This window comes from Streptomyces sp. WM4235 (assembly GCF_001279725.1).
GTDB lineage: Bacteria > Actinomycetota > Actinomycetes > Streptomycetales > Streptomycetaceae > Streptomyces.
This window is the reverse complement of sequence record NZ_LGDE01000425.1, coordinates 1-19,798: the sequence shown is the minus strand read 5'-3', so window position 1 is coordinate 19,798 and position 19,798 is coordinate 1. Positions and strand designations below refer to the sequence as shown.

Genomic DNA, 19,798 nt, shown 5'->3' with positions numbered 1-19,798 from the left:
CGGTGCCGCGCGCCTCAGGCCCGGCCGGCGATGCGGTTGATGCGGTCGATGGCGCGTTCGAAACCGCTGGTGAGGTCGTCGAAGACGGCCTGGACACTGCGTTCCGAGTTCATCCGGCCGACGATCTGGCCGACGGGCGTGCCGAGCAGCGGCTGGACCTCGTACTTCTGGATGCGGGACACGGCCTCGGCGACGAGGAGTCCCTGGAGGGGCATGGGGAGTGCTCCGGGGCCGTCCGGGTCGTCCCAGGCGTCGGTCCACTCGGTGCGCAGTTGGCGGGCGGGCTTGCCCGTGAGGGCGCGGGAGCGGACGGTGTCGCCGGAGCCGGCGGCCAGCAACTTCTCGGTGAGGGCGCGGGAGTGCAGATCGGCCTCGGTGGTGGTGAGCCAGAGGGAGCCCAGCCAGGCGCCCTGGGCGCCGAGGGCGAGGCCGGCGGCGATCTGTTCGCCGCTGCCGATGCCTCCGGCGGCGAGGACGGGGAGCGGCGCGACGGCGTCGACGATGTCGGGCACCAGGACCATGGTGGCGATGTCGCCGGTGTGGCCGCCGGCCTCGTGGCCCTGGGCGACGACGACGTCGATGCCCGCCTCGGCGTGCCGGCGGGCGTGTTTGGCGCTGCCGGCGAGGGCGGCGACGAGGACGCCGTGGTCGTGGGCGCGCTCGATCACGTCGGCCGGCGGGGAACCGAGCGCGTTCGCGAGGAGTTTGATCGGGTAGTCGAAGGCGACGTCGAGCTGGTTGCGGGCGACCTGTTCCATCCAGCCGGTGATGCGCCAGCCGGAGGCCTCGCCGTCGGCCAGTTCGGGTACGTGGTGCTTGGCGAGGGTGTCGCGGACGAAGGCCCGGTGTCCTGCCGGGATCATCGCCTCGATGTCGGCCTCGCTGATGCCGTCGACGGCCTTCCTGGCCGGCATGACCACGTCGAGGCCGTATGGCTTTCCGTCGGTGTGGTCCTGCATCCAGTCGAGGTCGCGCTTGAGGTCGTCGGGAGCGGTGTAGCGGACCGCGCCGAGTACCCCGAAGCCGCCCGCCCGGGTGATGGCCGCGGCCACCGCCGGGAAGGGCGTGAAGCCGAAGATGGCGTGCTCGGCTCCCAGTTTCCTGCTCAGCTCCGTCTCCATGGGCGTGAGGATGCCGCAGCGTGGCGGACGAGGGAAGAGATTTTCTGATGCTGTGTCAGATTCTTTGCGGGGCGGTCCGTGCGGAGGGTACGCGGCGGGCGGGCAGATACTTCGTGAGGGTGCGACGGCGGACAGGAGGACCGGTCATGAACCAGCTCACGGGGGCGGTCGGCGGTGACGGCGCGAGCGTCGCGGAGGACGACGGGGAGGTGGCGCGGCACGGGGACGGGGACGCGGCGCGGCACGGGGACGGATGCGCGGCGCGGCGTGAGGCGGGCGGGGCGCGGCGCGACGGCGGGGACGACGGCGGGCGGCGCGGCGCCCCGGGCGCGCGGCACCACGCCGGGGGCACTCCGCCCGCCGAAGGTCCCCACGACGCCCCGGACGCCCCGGACGCGCAGTACGGCGGCGCGGTCGGCGGGCGTGCCACGGCCGGTGCCCCCGACGCCGCGACCGGTACCTCCGGCGCCGCGACCGGCGGGTTGAGTCGGCGGCGCCTCGGGGCCCGGCTCCTCGCCCTCGGTGGGGTGCTCGTCCTCCAGGCGGCGCTGCCCGGGGCCGCGGGGGCCCACGGGAACCCGGTCGAGCGGCGCGCCCTCCAGGGACTGCGGCTGCGCTACGGGTCCGCCCGTCAGGCCGGACTGTTGGAGAGGCACCTCGAAGGAGTGGCGGACGAGGCGCGCAGGTTCCTGGGCCCCTCACCCGAACATCCGTACTACGCGGGGGCGGTGGTCCTCGCCGGCCGCGGCCGGACCGTGGCGCTGCACCGGGCCATGGGCGACGCGGTCCGGTACGCGGACTACGACGGGCGTCTCGACCGGGTCAGGGAGTACCCGGCGGCCGAGCGGATCCCGATGGCGGAGGACACGGTCTTCGACCTGGCCTCGCTGACGAAGCTGTTCACCTCGCTGCTGGCCGTGCAGCAGATGGAGCGCGGCCGGTTGGAGCTGGAGGCCCCGGTGGACCGGTACCTGCCGGAGTTCACCGGCGGCGGCAAGGAACTGGTCACGGTCCGTCAGTTGCTGACCCACACCTCGGGGCTGCGGTCCTGGGCGCCCTTCTACCAGGAGTCCACGCGTGAGGGCCGGCTGCGACTGCTGTGGTCGGTGCGGCCGCAGGACACGCCCGGGACGGTGTACCGCTACTCCGATCTGAACCTCATCGCGCTGCAACTGCTCCTGGAACGGATCACCGGTCGCACTCTGGATGTCCTGCTCCACGACGAGATCACCGCTCCGCTCGGGATGCACCGCACTCGTTACAACCCACCGCTCTCGTGGCGCCGGGTCACCGCCGCCACCGAGGTCCAGCGGCCGCCCTGGTCGGGGTTGGACCGGGGTCTGGTGTGGGGCGAGGTCCACGACGAGAACGCGTACGCCCTCGGCGGGGTCGCCGGCCACGCGGGCGTCTTCGGGACCGCCTGGGACCTGGCCGTCCTGGCCCGTACCCTGCTCGACGGCGGGGCCTACGCGGGTCGGCGCATCCTGCGCCCCGCTTCCGTGGAACTGCTGTTCACCGACTACAACACCGCGTTCCCCGGCCACGACCACGGCTTGGGCTTCGAGCTCTACCAGCACTGGTACATGGGGGCCATGGCCACCCCGCACTCCGCCGGCCACACCGGGTTCACCGGCACCTCCCTGGTGCTGGACCCGTCCACCGACTCCTTCCTGATCCTGCTCGGGAACTCCGTCCACCCGGTGCGGACCTGGCGGGCCGGCAGCGCGCCCCGGGTCGCGGTCGGCAACCGGTTCGCCCGCGCCGTCCCCGTCCGTACCCGGAACGGCGGCGCGGCCTGGTTCTCGGGGAACACCCCGGGTGCCTCGGGCACGCTCACCCTGCCCCCGCTCACCCCGACCACGGCCTCCGCCCGGCTGCGCTGCGCGGTGTGGTGGGACACCGTCCCCGGCGAGGGTGCCTTCCATCTGGAGGCCTCGGCCGACGGGCAGGCCTGGGAGCCGGTGGCGTTCAGCACCGTACGGTCCACCGGCGGCGCCCCCGAGCAGTGGCCGCGGGGCGCCGCCGGCGGGTGGTCGGGCCGGGTCTGGCACCGCCTCGAAGCCCCGTTGACCGCCTGGGCCGGCCGCGAGGTCCGGCTGCGCGTGCGCCATGAGGCGACCGGCCGCTACGTCGGCCGGGGGGTGTACGTGGACGCCGTCCGGGTCGCCGAACCGTCCCGCCTGCTCTTCGCCGAGGACCGCCCCGAGGACGCCGGCCACATCGAGGCCGCGGGGTGGACGCGTTCGACCGACTGACGGGGTCGAGCCGGCGCGGGCCGGCGCCGGGCCGGGTTGGTCCGCCGCCGCGCCCGGGCGGTCCGCCCGTCACGCGGGGAGCACCGGAGCACACGCGTGAGCGATCGGATCAGGCGAGTACCGCGTCGATCATCCGGCGTGCCACCGCGGTCAGTTCGGCCGGCTCGGGGGCCGGTCGGGAGCGGGCCATCGCCCCGACCAGCCGGTCGTACAACAGACCGTCGGTCCAGGCGACGAGAAGTTCCGCGGACTCCTCGGGCCGGCGCGCCCCGAGCGCGGCGAGGATGCCCGCCGCGCGGGCCCGGGCGCCGAGTCCGGCGCTGTGGAACTCGCGCTCCAGCTCGGGGTTGCGGGCCGCTTCCAGGCTGAGTTCGAAGCGGGCGAGCTGGCGGGCACGGCCCGTGGTGAGCCAGCGGTGCAGCAGTGCGGCGAGCGCCGCAGCCGCGGTGTCCCGGTCCGGGCGGCCGGGGAGGGCGGGGGCGGCCCCGCCGTCGAAGTCGGCCAGGTCCAGCTCGGCGAGGCGCGCGTAGCAGGCGCCGATCAGCGCGGTCCGTGTGCGGAAGTAGTACGAGGTGCTGCCCGCCGGCAGCCCGGCCGCGCCGTCGACGGCGCGGTGGGTCAGGCCGCGCAGCCCACCGTCGGCCACGAGGCCGATCGCGGTGTCGGCGATGAGGGTCCTGCGGTCGGCCGCGCGTTCGGGGGTGGACATGGCCTCACTCTACAGCTGTAGAGTGAGGCCATGCCTCTACAGGCGTAGAGGGCTCGATGGTGGAAGAGGTGTGCCATGACGGACAGCGGGCGTCACGTGGTCGTGGTGGGTGCCGGAATCGGCGGATTGACCGCGGCGGTGGCCCTGCACCGCAAGGGATGGCGGGTGACGGTCTGCGAGCGGGTCCTGGAGCCGTCCGTCGTCGGCGCCGGGATCGTCCTGGCACCCAACGCCCTGCGCGCCCTCGACGTCATCGGCTTCGACGCGGGTCGGGCCGCGGGCCGGACCGTCGCCGCGGCGATGGGCGTGCGCCGGCCCGACGGAAGTTGGCTGAGTCGCGCCGACACCGCCGAGATGGCGGCCCGGTACGGGCGACCCCCGCTCGCCGTGCACCGCCAGTCCCTCACGGCGGCCCTGGCCGCGGCCCTCCCCGCCGGCACGATCCGGTACGGGACCGCCGTCACCTCCGTGGAACAGCCCGACGGGAACGCGGCGCGGGGCGGGTACGGCCTCCCGGTGGTCCGCACCGCCGAGGGGGCGCAGCTGCCCGCCGACCTCGTCGTCGCCGCCGACGGCATCCACAGCCCGCTGCGCCGCCGGTACTTCCCGCACCATCCCGGGCTGCGGTACAGCGGTGAGACCGCGTGGCGCACCGTGTTGCCGGCGGCGCCGGACGGCGCGCGACCCGTCGCGGAAGCCGTGGCGGCCGAGACCTGGGGGCGCGGCGAGCGCTTCGGCACGGTCCCGCTCGCCGACGGGCGGGTCTACGTCTACGCCACCGCCGTGGTCCCCGAGGGCCGGCGGCCGGCGGACGTCCGCGCGGAACTCCTGCGCCGCTTCCGCACCTGGCACGACCCGATCCCGACGCTGCTGGAGCGGATCGACCCGGCGACCGTGCTCCGGCACGACCTGTACGACCTGGCCGCCCCGCTCCCCCGCCACCACCTGGGCCGCCTGGTCTGGATCGGCGACGCCGCGCACGCCATGACGCCCAACCTCGGCCAGGGCGGCTGCCAGGCGATCGAGGACGCGGTGGTGCTCGCCCACCTGGTGGACGGGCCCGACGTCACCACCGCCCTGGCCGCCTACGACGCGGCCCGCGGCGCCCGTACCGACGCCCTTCGGGTCCGGGCCCGTCGCGCCGGACGGATCGCGGCGCTCACCCACCCCCTCGCGGTGGCGGCGCGTGACCTGGCCGTGCGCGTCACTCCGGCCCGCGTGGCCCGGCGGGCGCTGGACGACCTGTTCGACGGGTTCACCCTGCCGGAGCCGCCGGCCCCTGCGCGTGCCCCGTTCGCGGCATAAAAGCGTGCCCCGGGCCGTTGGCAGTCGTTGTTGAGGTTCGATCACCGTTCGACACCGAAGGCAGGGCAGCCACATGAGCGACATCGACTGGGACCACCCCCACGACCCCAAGCCCGGCTGGCAGCTGGACCACGTCAAGCAGTACGTCGCGTCCCGCGGCGCCGAGGGCCAGTACTGGAACGGCACCCAGACCCTCCTGCTCACCACCGTCGGCCGGGTCTCCGGCAATCCGGTGCGCACCCCGCTCATCTACGGCGAGGACGCGGGGCGTTACCTCATCGTCGCGTCCAAAGGCGGCGACACCGCGCACCCGCTCTGGTACCGGAACCTGACCGCCCACCCCGAGGTGCGGATCCAGGTCGGCCCGAAGATCGTCCAGGGTGTCGCGCGGACCGCGACGTCCGAGGAACGCGCCGGGTTCTGGCCGCTGATGGTCGGGCACTGGCCCGCGTACGACGAGTACCAGGCCAAGACGGACCGGGAGATCCCGATCGTGGTCATCGAGCCCGTCGCCCCCTAGCGGGGGTCAGCGTCCCAGTACCGCCATGGCCGCGTTGTGGCCGGGGACCCCGCTGACCCCGCCGCCGCGCACGGCGCCCGCCCCGCACAGCAACACGTTGGCGTACTCGGTCTCCACGCCCCACCGCCCCGCCTCGCGGCCGTCCGCGTACGGCCAGGACAGGTCGCGGTGGAAGATGTGACCGCCGGGCAGGCGCAGTTCGCGTTCCAGGTCGAGCGGGGTCTTGGCCTCGATGCAGGGCCGGCCGTCCTCGTCGAGGGCCAGGCATTCGGTGAGGGGCTCGGCCAGGTGCGCGTCGAGTTGCGCGAGGGTGCCGGCCAGCAGCACCTCGCGCGTGCCCCGGTTGTCCTTCTCGAACAGCCGGGCCGGGGTGTGCAGGCCGAAGAGGGTGAGGGTCTGGTAGCCCTGCTCCACGAGGTCCCGCCCCAGGATCGTGGGATCGGTCAGCGAGTGGCAGTAGATCTCCGAGGGCGGCACGGAGGGCAGTTCGCCGCCGGCGGCCTCGGCGTGGGCCCGGCCGAGCTGCTCGTACCCCTCGGCGATGTGGAAGGTTCCCCCGAAGGCCTCGCGCGGGTCCACCGAGGCGTCGCGCAGCCGGGGCAGTCGGCGCAGCAGCATGTTGACCTTGAGCTGGGCGCCTTCCGCCGGCGGCTCGACCGGTGGCTGCCCGAGCAGTTCCGCGAGTGCCCGCGGTGAGGCGTTGACGAGCACGGTCCCTGCGGCGACGGCGCCCTCCGCCGTCGCGGTCCGGTAGGTCACCTCGGCCGGCCCGGCGCCGTCGGTGTCGATCCGCAGGGCCTCGTGACCGGTGGCGATCTCGGCGCCGGCCGCCAGCGCGGCCTCGGCGAGGGCGTCGGTGAGCGCGCCCATGCCGCCGACGGGCACGTCCCAGTCGCCGGTCCCCCCGCCGATGACGTGGTAGAGGAAGCAGCGGTTCTGCGCGAGCGAGGGATCGTGGGCGTCCGCGAAGGTACCGATCAGTCCGTCGGTCAGGACCACGCCCCGCACCAGGTCGTCGGCGAAGTTCCGCTCGACCGCGACGCCCAACGGCTCCTCGAACAGCGTCCGCCACGCGGCGTCGTCACCGACCCGGGCGCGCAGTTCCTCCCGGGTGGGCAGCGGCTCGGTCAGCGTCGGGAACACCGTGCGGGCGACCTCCGCCGTGGTCCCGTAGAAGGCGCGCCAGTTGTCGTACTCCCGGTCCGAGCCGGTCAACCGGGCGAAGGACTCCCGGGTACGGGCCTCGCCGCCGCCGACGAGCAGTCCGCCCGGCCGGCCGGCACGCTCGACCGGCGTGTACGAGGAGATCGTGCGGCGTCGGACCTCGAAGCGCAGCCCCAGCTCGCGCACGATCTTCGCCGGGAGCAGGGAGACGAGGTAGGAGTAGCGCGAGAGTCTGGCGTCCACGCCCGCGAAGGGGCGCGTGGAGACGGCGGCCCCGCCGATGTGTCCGAGGCGTTCCAGGACCAGTACGGACTTGCCCGCGCGGGCCAGGTAGGCCGCGGCCACCAGGCCGTTGTGCCCGCCGCCCACGATCACCGCGTCGTACAGGGCCCGTCGTGGGCGCTGCCCGATGCCCTGTCCGTCACCCGGTCCGTCGCCCTGTCGGAAGCCCGCGGAGGTGGTCATGGTTCTTGGTAGCACACCTGGCCGAGCCGCTCCAGACAGTGTGCCTCGTCGGCGTGGGCGAGCGCGGTGTCGGGGTGTTCGTCGCCCAGGGACCGTTCGCGGATGCCGGAGAGTTCCCGGTAGATGGGCAGCGCCTCGTCCCATCGACCCAGCCGGCCCAGCCCGACGGCGAGTTCGCGCCGGCTGACCAGGGTGTCCGGATGCTCGGCGCCGAGGGTCTCCGCGCGCGCCGTGCCCACCTCGCGGGCCTCGGCCACCGCCTCGTCCCAGCGTTCCAGCCGGCCCAGGTTGACGCCGAGGACGTGCCGGGCGCGCAGGGTCTCGGGGTCGACCGCCCCGTAGGCGCGGGTGCGGTCGCGGACCAGGGTCCGCAGCAGTTCGACGGCGTCCGCGGGGCGTCCGGTGCGGCCCAGTGCGATGGCGACCTCGTAGCGGGCGGCGAGGGCGTCGGGGTGGTCGCGGCCGAGGACGCGTTCGCGTACCGCGGCGACCTGCCGGAACGCGGCCAGCGCGTCCTCCCAGCGGTCGAGGCGGCCCAGGGCGTAGGCGACCTCGTAGCGGGTGAGGAGCGTGTCGGCGTGCTCGGCGCCCAGGACCTCCGCCCGGTCGGCGGCGACCTCGGCGGCGATCCGGTGGGCGTCCGCGTACCGGCCGAGGGCGCCCATGGCGCAGGCCAGGTTGTGGCGGCAGCGCAGGGTGTCGGGGTGGCGCGGGCCCATGGTGCGGGCGCGGGCGGCGAGCACCGCGCCGTAGACCTCGTACGCCTCGCGGTGGCGTCCGAGCCGGCCCAGTTCGTACGCCTCCTCCTGGCGGACGGCGAGGGTGTCGGGGTGGTCGGGGCCGAGCGCCCGTGCCCGGCCGCGGGCGACGGCCGCGTACGCGGCCAACGCCTCCTCGGGCCGGCCGGCGCGGCTGAGGGTGAACGCGCGGGTGTGCCCGGCGGCCAGCGCGTCGGGGTGGTCGGGGTCGCCCGGCCCGGGTGACGGGGCGCGCGGGAGCCCGTAGGCGGCGGTGAGCCTCGGGTCCGCGGCGGCGTCGGGTCGCACGATCGGCCGGGCCCCGTCGGCGCGGGTCGCCGTCCAGGAGCCGGTGAGCACGGCCCACTCCCCGCTGGCGGGGCGGGCGTCGAGGCCGGCTTTGCGCCCGGCCGTCATGCCCGCCGCCCACGCGGGCAGCGGGGCGGGGGCGCCCACCGTCCCACCGGGGCCCAGCCGAGCCTCGACGAGCCGGCGGTGCAGGTGGCGGGCGTCGCCGGGCCGGTCCTCGGGACGCTTGGCCAGCAGGTCGAGGACCAGCCGCTCGAAGTGTTCGGGAAGCTCGGGGCGGTGCTCGCGCAGCGGGACGGGGATGGTGTCGCGGTGTCCGACCAGCACGGACCAGGAGTCGCCGAGGTCGAAGGGCGGGGCGCCGGTGGCGATCTCGTACAGGACGCAGCCGAGGGAGTAGAGGTCGCTGCGGTGGTCGACCTCGCCGCCCGCGATCTGCTCGGGGGACATGTAGTGGGGGGTTCCCATCGCCATGCCGCCGCCGGTGAGCTTGGCCGTGAAGCCGATGTCGTGGGCGAGGCGGGCGATGCCGAAGTCGCAGATCTTCACCGTGCCGTCGGTGAGGCGCATGATGTTGGCGGGCTTCAGGTCGCGGTGGACCACTCCCTGGTCGTGGGTGTAGCCGAGGGCCGCGGCCACCTGCTCCGCGACGTCGAGGACCACGTCGACGGGCAGCGGACGCGCCTCGTTGTCCTCCAGCAGTTGGCTGAGGTTGCGCCCTTCCAGGAGTTCCATGACGAGGTAGAGGGGCCCGCCGGCGGCGCTGTCGTCGCCGAAGTCGTGGACGACCGTGACGCCGCGGTGCTGGAGGGAGGCCGCCACCCGTGCCTCGCGGCGGAAGCGCTCGCGCAGCACCTGGGTGAAGTGGCCGTCCTGCTCGGGCCCCGGGGGCTTGAGGCACTTGACCGCGACCTGCCGCCCCAGCGACTCGTCCCGGGCCCGCCAGACCTCGCCCATGCCGCCGCGACCGATCAGGTCGAGCGACCGGTACCGGCCCTGGATCAGTCTGGACTCCGCCATGTCTTGAAGCCGCCCCCGTGTGTCGTGCTACGCCCTCCCCGGCCGGTCCAGTATGGCCGCTGACGTACGCAGTGTGTACGCCGAGGGGCGGCTATCGGGGCCCATGCGACGCATCGCTTTCAAGATGTGACCTGGTGGGAGTTGCCAACGCAGACCTGCGGGAATGCCGCGCAGGACGCGTCCGGTGAGACGCAGGTGACGGGTGACGACCCGTGGGGCCGGGGCGGGTCTGCCGTACAGCCGGTGCGCGTATCCGGGGAGCGATCCGTAGGCGAGCCCGGCCAGGGGGCGCCACAGCAGGTTTCGGCCAGGCACGAGGAGGGGATGGACGGGCGGGCCCCGCAGGAAGTCGTCCACGGCGCGTGCGTCGGGGCCGGCCGCGAGTTCCGGCCGGATCCGCTCGAAGTAGGCCGCGAGGGCGTTGGTGTCGGCGGGGACCTCGGCGGGGTCCAACCCGACGAGGCGGGCGTTGACGCGGTTCTCGTCGACGTACCGGTCGGCCTGTGCGGCCGTGAGGGGGAAGCCCGAGCGGCGCAGGACGTGCAGGAAGCTGTCGATCTGCGCGCAGTGCACCCAGAGCAGCAGGCCCGGGTCGTCCACGGGGACCCGCTCGCCGGTGGCGGGGTCCGTGGCGGACAGTTTCCGGTGGATCCCGCGTACCCGGGCGCCGGCCAGTTCGGCGGCCTCGGTGGTGCCGTAGGTGAGGGTGCCGACGAAGTCCGCGGTGCGCAACAGCCGACCCCACGCGTGCCGCCGGAAGTCGCTGTTCTCCATGACCCCGCGGACCGCGAGCGGGTGCAGGGCCTGGAGGTACAGCGCGCGGACCCCGGCGATCCACATCATCGGGTCCCCGTGGCACTGCCAGGTGACGGACCCGGGGCCGTACAGCCCGGGGTCGGGTGCGCCGCTCGTCGCCATCTCGACACCTCCGCCGCTCGTCGTGCGCGAGAGTCTCCTCGTGGAACGTCCGTCCGCATCATAGGACGCGTGCCCGGGCCCGGGCCCGGTCGCGGTCGCGGGCCGGTGGAGGGCACGGGCCGCGGCGGGGTTCAGCCCGCGAGCGGGTACAGGACCCCCCGCCGCCCCTCCGGCGAGGTCAGCCAGTCCAGTTTCTCCGCCGTCGCCGCCTCCGGCAGCGGGGTGTGCAGGACGATGCCCAGGTCGGGGCGGGCCGGGACGCGCAGTTGGGTCGACTCGAAGAAGAGGGCGCCCACGACGGGGTGCTCGATCTCCTTGCGGAGCAGGCCTCCGGGCCGGATGTCCCGCCGCTCCCACAGCGCGGTGAACTCCGGGCTGGCCTCCTTGGCCTCCTCGACGACCGAGCGGAACCCCTCGTCGTCGGGGCACTCCGAGCACGCCGCCCGGAACTGGGCGACGACGTGGCAGGCGACTTCCTCCCAGTGCTTGGAACGGGCCCGGTAGAGGGGGTCGGTGAAGAAGGCGATCAGGCAGTTCTGCACGATCTCCGGACGCATGCCGAGCACCAGGGCGGCCGCGTCGTTGTACATCACGGTGTTCCAGTACACGTCCATGATGTGCGCGGGGAACGGCATCCACGCGTCGATCAACCGCTTCAACCCGTGGCACATGTCGCGGTCCGCCGCGGCCACTTCGAGTACGGGCGGATTCAGCCCGGCCAGCACGTACAGGTGACGGCGTTCGGCGCTGGTCAGTCTGAGGACCCGGGCCACCGCGTCGAGGACCTGGGGCGAGACCGTGATGTCACGGCCCTGCTCCAGCCACTGGTACCAGGAGACCCCGACCCCGGCGAGGACGGCGACCTCCTCCCTGCGCAGTCCGGGGGTGCGGCGGCGGGCCCCGCCGTCCGGCAGTCCGGCCACCGCCGGGGTGATCCGGGCCCGCCGGCTCATCAGGAACTCGCGCAGCTCGGAACGGCGGTGCTTGTCGAACGGTGTGGCCACGGACTCCCCCTGTCGGCACCCTGGTGGTGCCACCAACAGGATAAGTTCCCACTCTCCACGGGCATTCCCGGGCGGCGAGGGTGTGGTCATGGCAATCGACACACACACCACACTCACCGGGCCGCGGTCGGCGGCCGAGGGGGGTGACCGACTCACCGGCCGGGCCAAGCTCGTCCTCTTCGTCCTGTGCGCCGCCCAGTTCATGGTGGCGCTCGACTTCTCCGTGCTGAACGTCGCGCTGCCGGTGCTCGGCAAGGACCTGGGCCTGAGCCAGTCGGCCCTCCAGTGGGCGGTCACCGCGTTCGCGCTCCCCTCCGGCGGGTTCCTGCTGCTCTTCGGCCGGATCGCCGACCTCCACGGGCGCAAGAGGCTCTTCCTCACCGGGCTCGCGCTCTTCGGCGCCGCCTCGCTGCTCACCACGCTCGCCTGGGACCCGGCGTCCTTCCTGACCGGCCGGGTGCTCCAGGGCCTCGGCGCGGCGGTCATCGTGCCGACGGGCATGTCCCTGCTGACCACGACGTTCCCCGAGGGCCCGCTGCGCGACAAGGCGCTCGGCATCTCCGGCACCCTGCTGTCGCTCGGCTTCACCATCGGCATGGTCCTCGGCGGCGTCATGACCGACACGCTGGGCTGGCGGTCCACGATGGGGCTCCTCGCCGCCGCGTCGGTGGTCGTGCTCGCCGTCGCCCCGCGCCTGCTGCCCGAGTCCCGCACCCCCGAGCGGCCGCGCCTGGACGTGCCGGGCGCGGTCACGGTCACCGGCGGGCTGCTCGCGTTGATCTACTCCCTCTCCACGGCCGCCCAGCGCGGTTTCCACGGCGCCGACGTCTGGGTGACGCTGATCGCCGGCCCGGTCCTGCTCGTCGCCTTCGTCGTGGTGGAGTCCAGGGCCGCCGCCCCGCTCGTCTCCCTGCCGATGCTCAAGCGGCGCACGGTGGCCTGGGGCAACCTCGGCGGCCTGGTGACCTTCTCGATGATGTCCACGGTCGTCTTCGTGCTGACCCTGTACTTGCAGGAGACGCTGCGCCTGTCGGCGTTCCTGACGGGTCTGGTCTTCGGGGTCCAGGGCATCGCGTCGGTGGTCGCCGGCTCGTACGCGCCCCGGGTCATCGGCCGGTTCGGCTCCCGCCGCACGCTGGTCGCCTCCCTCTTCGGTCAGGGCCTGTTCACCGCGGCACTGCTCGCCGTGGGCACGGGGTCGGGCGCGCTGTTGGCGACCGTCGCCGTATCGCTGGCCAGCATGTGCCACCTCGGCGCGATCATCTCGTACGGGGTGACCGTGACGAGCGGTGTGCGCGACGCGGAACAGGGCCTGGCCACCGGCCTGGTCACCACCACTCAGCAGGTCGGCATCACCATCGGGATCCCGCTGCTCGGCGTCCTCGCCACCACGGGTTCCTCGCTCTTCGACGGGGTCCGTCTGGTGCTCGCGGTCGACGCGGCGATCGTCATCGCGGCGGCGGTCCTGGTGGCACTGGGCCTCGGCCTGGGTGCGAAGGCGACGACCGCGGCCCCCTCGGCGCGACCGGACCCGGCCGAACGCTCCGCGTGAACCACGCGCGGAATAGCCCGTCGCTCCCTGACCCGCGTCCCGCGCCCGAAACGGCGCCCCGAATGCGCGCGGCGTCCACGACGCCATGCCCGGCATCGCCCACCTCCACAACCTCGTCCAAGCCGGGTAACGGCCCCCGCCGCAGGGCGGTTTCCAGGGATCGTTGCGCTTGCCGGGCAGGGGCTCGCAGCCATTCAGGACAGAGCGGGGGTCGGGCGGCGTCAGCAGCGTGGCCGCACCGAAATCGGAGTGCTGGGTGCACAGTCGCCTTGCCATACTGCTCCGATGATCACCCTGCCTACCGCTGCGCTGGACTCGTTGTCCGGGCTCGCCTTCGGTGATGCCTTCGGTGACCGCTGGTTCGGCATCCTGCGCCGCGAAGGCCCCGCAGCCTTGGAGGCACGGATCCTGCCCCCGGAGCCGCTGTGGCGGTGGAGCGACGACACCGCTCAGGCGCTCGTTCTCGTCCGGGAACTCGCCGAGGGCGGCGGCACCGTCGACCAAGACCGCCTCGCCCTGCGTCTCGCCGAGGCCTACGCCGAGGACACGCACCGCGGCTACGGAGCCTCGATGCACGACGTGCTCCGCCGGATCGGCGCGGGCGAACCCTGGCGGGAAGTGGTCGCCGGACAGTTCGGCGGCCAGGGCTCCTGGGGCAACGGCGCGGCCATGCGCGTCGCCCCGCTCGGCGCCTGGCACGCCGCCGACCTCGATGCCGTCGCCGAGCAGGCCGCCCGGCAGAGCGCGGTCTCGCACCACCACCCGGAGGCCGTCTCCGGGGCGGTGGCGGTCGCCCTGGCCGCGGCGCTGGCCGCCCGCAGCCGCGGCGGCCCCGCCCCGGCGCGGCCGGACTTCCTCCGGTCCGTCGCCGAACGGCTCCCCGTCGGCGACGTCCGCTCCGGGGTACGGATCGCGGCCCGAATGCCGGAACACACCTCCGTCCGGCACGCGGCGGAGGTCCTGGGCTCCGGCTACCGCATGTCCGGGCCCGACACCGTCCCCTACGCCCTCTGGTGCGCGGCGGGCCACCTCGACGACCTGCACGAGGGCCTGTGGACCACCGTGGCCGGCCGCGGCGACATCGACACCACCTGCGCCATCGCGGGCGCGGTCATCGCAGCCCGCACGGGCGTCACCACCCTTCCGCTTGCCTGGCACGCAGCCCGTGAACCACTGCCCCCGGCCATGTCGGAGTAAGAACTCACATCGGGGTGTTCAGCAACGGATCGTCACACACGCGGTCCACACGCGATCAGCGGCGGACGCGGGGCATGCCGAGGCCGATCCACGAGATGATCTCGCGCTGGATCTCGTTGTTGCCGCCGCCGAAGGTGAAGATGACCGCGCTGCGGTAGCCGCGCTCCAACTCACCGTGCAGGACCGCTCCGACGGAACCGTCCTTGAGGGAGCCGGCCGCGCCGACGACCTCCATGAGCCAGGCGTACGCGTCGCGGCGTGCCTCGGAGCCGTAGACCTTGACGGCGGAGGCGTCCTGCGGGGTGAGGGTGCCGGCCTGGACCGCGTTCACCATCTGCCAGTTGAGCAGTTTCATCGCGTCGAGCCGGGTGTGCGTGCGGGCGAGCCTGCCGCGGACCCAGGACAGGTCGATCACGCGGCGGCCGTCGGCGAGTCTGGTCTCCGCGGCCCAGCGCTGGACGTCGTGCAGGGCACGGATGGCCATGGTGCCGTGGGCGGCGAGGGTGACGCGCTCGTGGTTGAGCTGGTTGGTGATCAGGCGCCAGCCCTTGTTCTCCCGGCCGACCCGGCGGCTCGCGGGGACGCGGATGTTCTCGTAGTGACTCGCGGTGGTGTCGTGCGAGGCGAGGGTGTTGATGAGGGTGCACGAGTACCCGGGGTCGGAGGTCGGTACGAGGAGCATGGTGATGCCCTTGTGCGCGGGGGCGTCGGGGTCGGTGCGGACGGCGAGCCAGACCCAGTCGGCGGTGTCGCCGTTGGTGGTCCAGATCTTCTGGCCGTTGACCACGTAGGTGCCGGTGTCCTCGTCGCCCTCGCGGACGGCTTTGCACTTGAGCGCGGCGAGGTCGGTGCCGGCGTCGGGTTCGCTGTAGCCGATGGCGAAGTCGATCTCGCCGGCGAGGATCTTCGGGAGGAAGTACGCCTTCTGCTCGTCGGTGCCGAACTGCATGATGGTCGGCCCGACGGTGTTCAGTGCCATGAGCGGCAGGGGCACGACGGCCTGTGCGGCCTCGTCGAAGAAGATGAACTGGTCCACGGGGGACATGCCACGTCCGCCGTACTCCTCGGGCCAGCCGACCCCGAGCCATCCGTCGTCTCCGAGCCGGCGGATGGTCTCGCGGTAGAAGCGCTTCTGCGCGGCGGGGTCCTCGTAGCGGGCGTGGACGTCCCGGGGCACCAGCTCGGCGAAGTAGGCGCGCAGTTCGGTGCGCAACCGCTGCTGCTCAGGCGTGTATTCGAGGTGCACGGGCCCTCCGGAGGTCTCGCGGTCCGTCGTCACTGGCGGAGGGCACACTAGAACCTGTTTCAAGAATCCGGAAGGGCCCCGTGGCGGGGTTCGCGACGGCCGCGCCGGACGGTCGGCGGCGAACCCCGCCCGGCGGGTCGCTCCCGGACCGCCGCACTCGCGGGGCGGCGGCCGCGCTCAGTTCAGGGCGGTGAGCATGGCGACGGTGGTCGCCGCCATCGCCGTTCGGGCCGCCGTGAGGTAGGGACGCGGGTCCGCCGGGGTGAGGTGGGTACGGATGGCCTCCGTCATGGCCACGTTGAGGGCGGTGCCGATGTTGACCTTGCGGATGCCCCCCGCGACGGCCGCCGCGAGTTCGGAGTCCGGGAGTCCGGAGGAACCGTGCAGCACGAGGGGGACGTCCACCGCCTTGGTCAGGCGGGCGAGCAGCGCGTGGTCCAGCGCGGCGGTCCGGCTGGTCATGGCGTGGGTGCTGCCGACGGCCACGGCGAGCGCGTCCACCCCGGAGTCGGCGACGAACCGTCGCGCCTCGTCCGGGTCGGTACGGGCGCCCGGCGCGTGCGGGTCCAGCGGCGCGGCCCCGTTCTTGCCGCCGACCTCGCCCAGTTCGGCTTCGATCCAGAGCCCGTTGGCGTGGGCCCAGTCGGCGGCGGAGCGGGTGGCCTCCAGGTTCTCGGCGTACGGCAGCCGTGCGGCGTCGTACATCACCGACCCGAAGCCGGCGTCCGCGGCCCGGCGCAGCAGTTCGGCGCTCTTGACGTGGTCGAGGTGCAGCCCGACGGGGACGGCGGCCTCCTCCGCGCAGGCGACGGCGGCGCGGGCGATGGGGAGCAGTTGTCCGCCCCGGAACTTCACCGCGTTCTCGCTGAGTTGCAGGATCACCGGCAGGCCCAACTGTTCGGCGCCCGCGATCACGGCTTCGGCGTGTTCCAGCGTGATGATGTTGAAGGCGGCGACGGCGCGGCCGGCCTTGGCCGCGTCCGCCACCAGGTGGCCGGCGGGGACGAGGGTCATCGGACCGCCTCCTCGCCCGTGGTGAGGACGACGGAGCGGGTCAGGTTGCGGGGCGCGTCCGGGTCGAGCCGTCGGCGCGCGGCGACGGCGAGGGCCAGCCGGTGGACACGGACCAGTTCGGCGAGGGGGTCGAGCCGACCCTCCACCCATGCGGCGCCGGCGGCGAGGACCTGGTCGGCGATGCCGTCGGGGGCCTCGCCCAGGGACCAGGTGGCGGTGCCGGGGCCGGTGACGCTGACGGGGCCGTGCCGGTACTCCATGGCCGGGTAGGACTCGGCCCAGGACAGCGAGGCCTCGCGCATCTTCAGGGCCGCCTCGTGGGCCAGTCCCACGCTCCAGCCGCGACCGAGGAAGGTGTACTGGTCGAGGGTCTCCAGTGCGGCGGGCAGCGGTTCGGCGAGCGCGGTGCGCGCGTCGGCGACGACGGCCGGGGTGTGGGCGCCGACGTGGGCCCGCAGCAGGGTCAGGGCCGTCGTGGCGAAGCGGGTCTGTACGACGGATCGTTCGTCCGCGAAGTCCAGGACGACGAGGTCGTCCGCGAGGGTCGTCACGGGCGTGGCCGGGTCCCCGATGACGGCGGTGGTCGGCACTCCGGCGTCCCGGAGCCCGGCCAGCAGGTCCAGCACCTCGGTGGTGGTTCCGGAGCGGGTCAGCGCCACGACGCGGTCGTAGCGGCGGTGGCGCGGGAACTCGGAGGCGGGAAAGGCGTCCGTCTCGCCCTGGCCGGACTCCTCGCGCAGGGCGGCGGCCGCCTGGGCCATGTAGAAGGAGGTCCCACAGCCGACGATCGCGGTGCGCTCCCCGCTTCGCGGCAGCAAGGTCCGGTGTGTCGTGGCCAGTTCGGCGGCCCGTTCCCAGCATTCGGGTTGTGTGGCCAACTCCTGCGCGACGTGACTCATGCGGGCTCCCTGGTACGCGACGACTTCGAGTGTGCGTTTTCTCGCAAGGTAGCGGGGAGTTTCACGCAACTTCAAGCATCCACGGCGGCGATCTGCCCGGGTCGACCTCGACGCGGGGGTCGGGCCGAGGCCCCTCGGAGCACACGAGCAGAACCAAGGGCGCCGGCCGGGTCAGTGCGTCGGGACGCGTTCCGCCTCGCGCGACAGGGCCGCCAGCACGGGGGCGATCAGCGGGTGGGACTCGGCGCCCCGGCGGGTGGCGGCGAAGACCCGGCGGGTTGCTGCGGGGCCGGCGACCGGGCGGACCTGGACCTCCTTGAGGTCCATGCCGCGCAGGGCCGAACGCGGCACCAGGGCGACGCCGCCGCCCGCGCCGACGAGGGCGGTCACGGCACGGAAGTCGTCGGAGGAGTGCGCGAACCGCGGTTGGAAGCCCGCCAGTTCGCAGGCGAGCAGGGTCACGTCGTGGCACGGGTTGCCGGGGTACTGGCCCACCCAGTCGGAGTCGGAGAGGTCGGCGAGCGACACGGTGGGCAGGTCGGCGAGGGGGTGGCCGGCCGGGAGGACCGCGTCGAAGGGTTCCGCGTAGAGGGGGACGATCGACAGTCGGCCGTCGTCCGCGCCGGGGGCGCCGCGGTACTCCACCGCGAGCGCCAGGTCCGCCTCCCCGGCCAGCAGCAGCGGCAGGCTCTGGTCGCCCTCCGCGTCGCGGACGCGGAGCCGGATGCCGGGATGGTCCACCGCGAGGCGGGCGAGCGCCGGAGCGAGCACCTCCGCGATGCCGGTGGCGAAGGCGGCGACCGTGACCTCGCCCGCCGAGCCGCCCGCGTACGCCGCGAGTTCGGCTTCGGCGCGCTCCAGTTGGGCCAGCACCTCGTGGGCGTGCCCGACGAGGATCTCCCCGGCCGCGGTGAGCCGTACGCCCCGGCCGCTGCGGGTGAGCAGGGCGTGTCCGGTCTCCTGCTCCAGCGCGGCGAGCTGCTGGGAGACGGCGGAGGGGGTGAGGTACAGGGCTGCGGCCGCGGCGGTCACCGTACGGTGGTCCGCCACGGCCCGCAGGATGCGCAGCCGGCGGGGGTCGATCACCCCGCCATTGTCTCAGGCCACAGACGCCCCGAGCGCCGCACGGGCCTCGATGAACGCCGCCACCGCGCGCTCCACGTCGGCCGTGGAGTGGGCGGCCGACAGCTGCACGCGGATCCGCGCCGCGCCCATGGGCACCACGGGGTACGAGAAGCCGATCACGTACACGCCGCGCTCCAGCAGCAGCTCCGCCATCCGGGCCGCCTCGGCGGCGTCCCCGATCATGACGGGGGCGATGGCGTGGTCTCCGGGGAGGACCTCGAAGCCGGCGTCGGTCATCTTCGCGCGGAACAGCGCGGTGTTGGCGGCGAGCTGCTCGCGCAGGTCACCGGCCGACTCCAGCAGGTCGAGGACCTTGAGCGAGGCCGCCGCGATGACGGGGGCGAGGGAGTTGGAGAAGAGGTACGGACGCGAGCGCTGGCGCAGCAGTTCGACGATCTCGGCGCGCGCCGCGACGTAGCCGCCGGAGGCGCCGCCGAGGGCCTTGCCCAGGGTGCCGGTGATGATGTCGACCCGGTCCATGACCCCGTGCAGCTCGGGGGTGCCGCGGCCGCCGGGGCCGACGAAGCCGACGGCGTGGGAGTCGTCGACCATGACCATGGCGTCGTAGCGCTCGGCGAGGTCGCAGATCTCCGCGAGCGGGGCGACGTAGCCGTCCATGGAGAACACGCCGTCGGTGACGATCAGACGGCGGCGGGCGTCCTGCGCGTCCTTGAGCCGGGTCTCCAGTTCCGCGAGGTCGCGGTTCGCGTAGCGGTAGCGGCGGGCCTTGGAGAGGCGGATGCCGTCGATGATCGAGGCGTGGTTGAGGGCGTCGGAGATCACCGCGTCCTCGGCGCCGAGGAGGGTCTCGAAGACGCCGCCGTTGGCGTCGAAGCACGAGGAGTAGAGGATCGTGTCCTCCTGGCCCAGGAAGGAGGACAGGCGCGCCTCCAGCTCCTTGTGGACCTCCTGGGTGCCGCAGATGAAGCGGACGGAGGCCATGCCGTAGCCCCAGCGGTCCAGGGCGTCCTTGGCCGCGGCGACGACCTCGGGGTGGTCGGCGAGGCCGAGGTAGTTGTTGGCGCAGAAGTTCAGGACCTCGCCCGCGGAGCCGCCGGAGGTGACGCCGACGGACGCGTTCTGCGGGGTGCCGATGACGCGCTCGGGCTTGTGCAGGCCGGCGGAGCGGATCTCGTCGAGGGTGTTGCGCAGGTCCTGGCGGACGGTCTCGAACATGGCGGGCGTGCTCTCTTTCTCCTGGTGCGGCGGAGGGAGGGGGGCCGGGCCCCGCGGAGGGG

Annotated in this window: 16 protein-coding genes; 5 read left to right on the top strand and 11 right to left on the bottom strand. The window is 73.9% G+C overall.

The window, feature by feature from the left end:
- Positions 1 to 14: 14 nt before the first annotated feature.
- A complete protein-coding gene (locus tag ADK55_RS24900; protein WP_053682017.1) occupies positions 15 to 1,121 on the bottom strand; it encodes a nitronate monooxygenase in 1,107 nt (368 codons plus the stop codon).
- A 146-nt stretch (positions 1,122 to 1,267) separates the two neighbouring features.
- Here ADK55_RS24900 and ADK55_RS24895 point away from each other — a divergent pair, with 146 nt between their 5' ends.
- Positions 1,268 to 3,376 carry a serine hydrolase domain-containing protein gene (locus ADK55_RS24895; protein ID WP_078999375.1) on the top strand — a complete coding sequence of 703 codons (2,109 nt, stop codon included), beginning with the start codon at positions 1,268 to 1,270 and terminating at the stop codon, positions 3,374 to 3,376.
- A gap of 109 nt (positions 3,377 to 3,485) precedes the next feature.
- On the opposite strand, the gene ADK55_RS24890 is transcribed toward ADK55_RS24895, so the two are convergent.
- On the bottom strand, positions 3,486 to 4,085 hold the full coding sequence (locus ADK55_RS24890; protein WP_053682016.1) for a TetR/AcrR family transcriptional regulator: 600 nt from the start codon (positions 4,083 to 4,085) through the stop codon (positions 3,486 to 3,488).
- A 75-nt stretch (positions 4,086 to 4,160) separates the two neighbouring features.
- On the opposite strand from ADK55_RS24890, the gene ADK55_RS24885 reads away from it, so the two are divergent.
- Positions 4,161 to 5,390 (top strand): FAD-dependent monooxygenase, encoded by a 1,230-nt coding sequence (locus ADK55_RS24885; protein WP_053682015.1) that lies wholly within the window; start codon positions 4,161 to 4,163, stop codon positions 5,388 to 5,390.
- Positions 5,391 to 5,463: 73 nt separating this feature from the next.
- Positions 5,464 to 5,910 carry a nitroreductase family deazaflavin-dependent oxidoreductase gene (locus tag ADK55_RS24880; protein WP_053682014.1) on the top strand — a complete coding sequence of 149 codons (447 nt, stop codon included), beginning with the start codon at positions 5,464 to 5,466 and terminating at the stop codon, positions 5,908 to 5,910.
- 6 nt (positions 5,911 to 5,916) lie between these two features.
- Here the strand turns inward: ADK55_RS24880 and ADK55_RS24875 are convergent, their stop codons facing one another.
- The 4 genes from ADK55_RS24875 to ADK55_RS24860 form a co-directional block, all read right to left on the bottom strand.
- Complete coding sequence (locus ADK55_RS24875; protein WP_078999374.1) at positions 5,917 to 7,539, bottom strand: phytoene desaturase family protein; 1,623 nt, start codon at positions 7,537 to 7,539, stop codon at positions 5,917 to 5,919.
- Positions 7,536 to 9,605: a serine/threonine-protein kinase gene (locus ADK55_RS24870; protein ID WP_053682013.1), complete on the bottom strand. Its 2,070-nt coding sequence runs from the start codon at positions 9,603 to 9,605 to the stop codon at positions 7,536 to 7,538. Before ADK55_RS24870 ends, ADK55_RS24875 begins: the two co-directional genes overlap by 4 nt.
- Before the next feature lie 27 nt (positions 9,606 to 9,632).
- Positions 9,633 to 10,523, bottom strand: a complete 891-nt coding sequence (locus ADK55_RS24865; protein ID WP_053682012.1) for an oxygenase MpaB family protein — start codon at positions 10,521 to 10,523, stop codon at positions 9,633 to 9,635.
- A gap of 131 nt (positions 10,524 to 10,654) precedes the next feature.
- Complete coding sequence (locus ADK55_RS24860; RefSeq protein WP_234350230.1) at positions 10,655 to 11,476, bottom strand: helix-turn-helix transcriptional regulator; 822 nt, start codon at positions 11,474 to 11,476, stop codon at positions 10,655 to 10,657.
- A 139-nt stretch (positions 11,477 to 11,615) separates the two neighbouring features.
- Between ADK55_RS24860 and ADK55_RS24855 the strand changes: the two genes are divergently transcribed.
- Positions 11,616 to 13,079, top strand: coding sequence for an MFS transporter (locus tag ADK55_RS24855; RefSeq protein WP_053682011.1), 1,464 nt, complete (start codon positions 11,616 to 11,618; stop codon positions 13,077 to 13,079).
- Positions 13,080 to 13,364: 285 nt separating this feature from the next.
- The gene (locus tag ADK55_RS24850; RefSeq protein ID WP_053682010.1) at positions 13,365 to 14,276 is read left to right on the top strand and encodes an ADP-ribosylglycohydrolase family protein; all 912 of its coding nucleotides are present in this window, start codon (positions 13,365 to 13,367) and stop codon (positions 14,274 to 14,276) included.
- A gap of 55 nt (positions 14,277 to 14,331) precedes the next feature.
- Here the strand turns inward: ADK55_RS24850 and ADK55_RS24845 are convergent, their stop codons facing one another.
- The 5 genes from ADK55_RS24845 to ADK55_RS24825 form a co-directional block, all read right to left on the bottom strand.
- Positions 14,332 to 15,522, bottom strand: a complete 1,191-nt coding sequence (locus ADK55_RS24845; RefSeq protein WP_053682124.1) for an acyl-CoA dehydrogenase family protein — start codon at positions 15,520 to 15,522, stop codon at positions 14,332 to 14,334.
- A 177-nt stretch (positions 15,523 to 15,699) separates the two neighbouring features.
- The gene (locus ADK55_RS24840) at positions 15,700 to 16,536 is read right to left on the bottom strand and encodes a class II fructose-bisphosphate aldolase (protein WP_053682009.1); all 837 of its coding nucleotides are present in this window, start codon (positions 16,534 to 16,536) and stop codon (positions 15,700 to 15,702) included.
- Complete coding sequence (locus ADK55_RS24835; RefSeq protein ID WP_053682008.1) at positions 16,533 to 17,435, bottom strand: SIS domain-containing protein; 903 nt, start codon at positions 17,433 to 17,435, stop codon at positions 16,533 to 16,535. The genes ADK55_RS24840 and ADK55_RS24835 overlap by 4 nt, the downstream gene beginning before the upstream one ends.
- Before the next feature lie 171 nt (positions 17,436 to 17,606).
- Positions 17,607 to 18,521 carry a LysR family transcriptional regulator gene (locus ADK55_RS24830; protein WP_053682007.1) on the bottom strand — a complete coding sequence of 305 codons (915 nt, stop codon included), beginning with the start codon at positions 18,519 to 18,521 and terminating at the stop codon, positions 17,607 to 17,609.
- 12 nt (positions 18,522 to 18,533) lie between these two features.
- Entirely contained in the window at positions 18,534 to 19,736 is a 1,203-nt protein-coding gene (locus tag ADK55_RS24825; RefSeq protein WP_053682006.1) for a glycine C-acetyltransferase, read from the bottom strand.
- Positions 19,737 to 19,798: the final 62 nt, after the last annotated feature.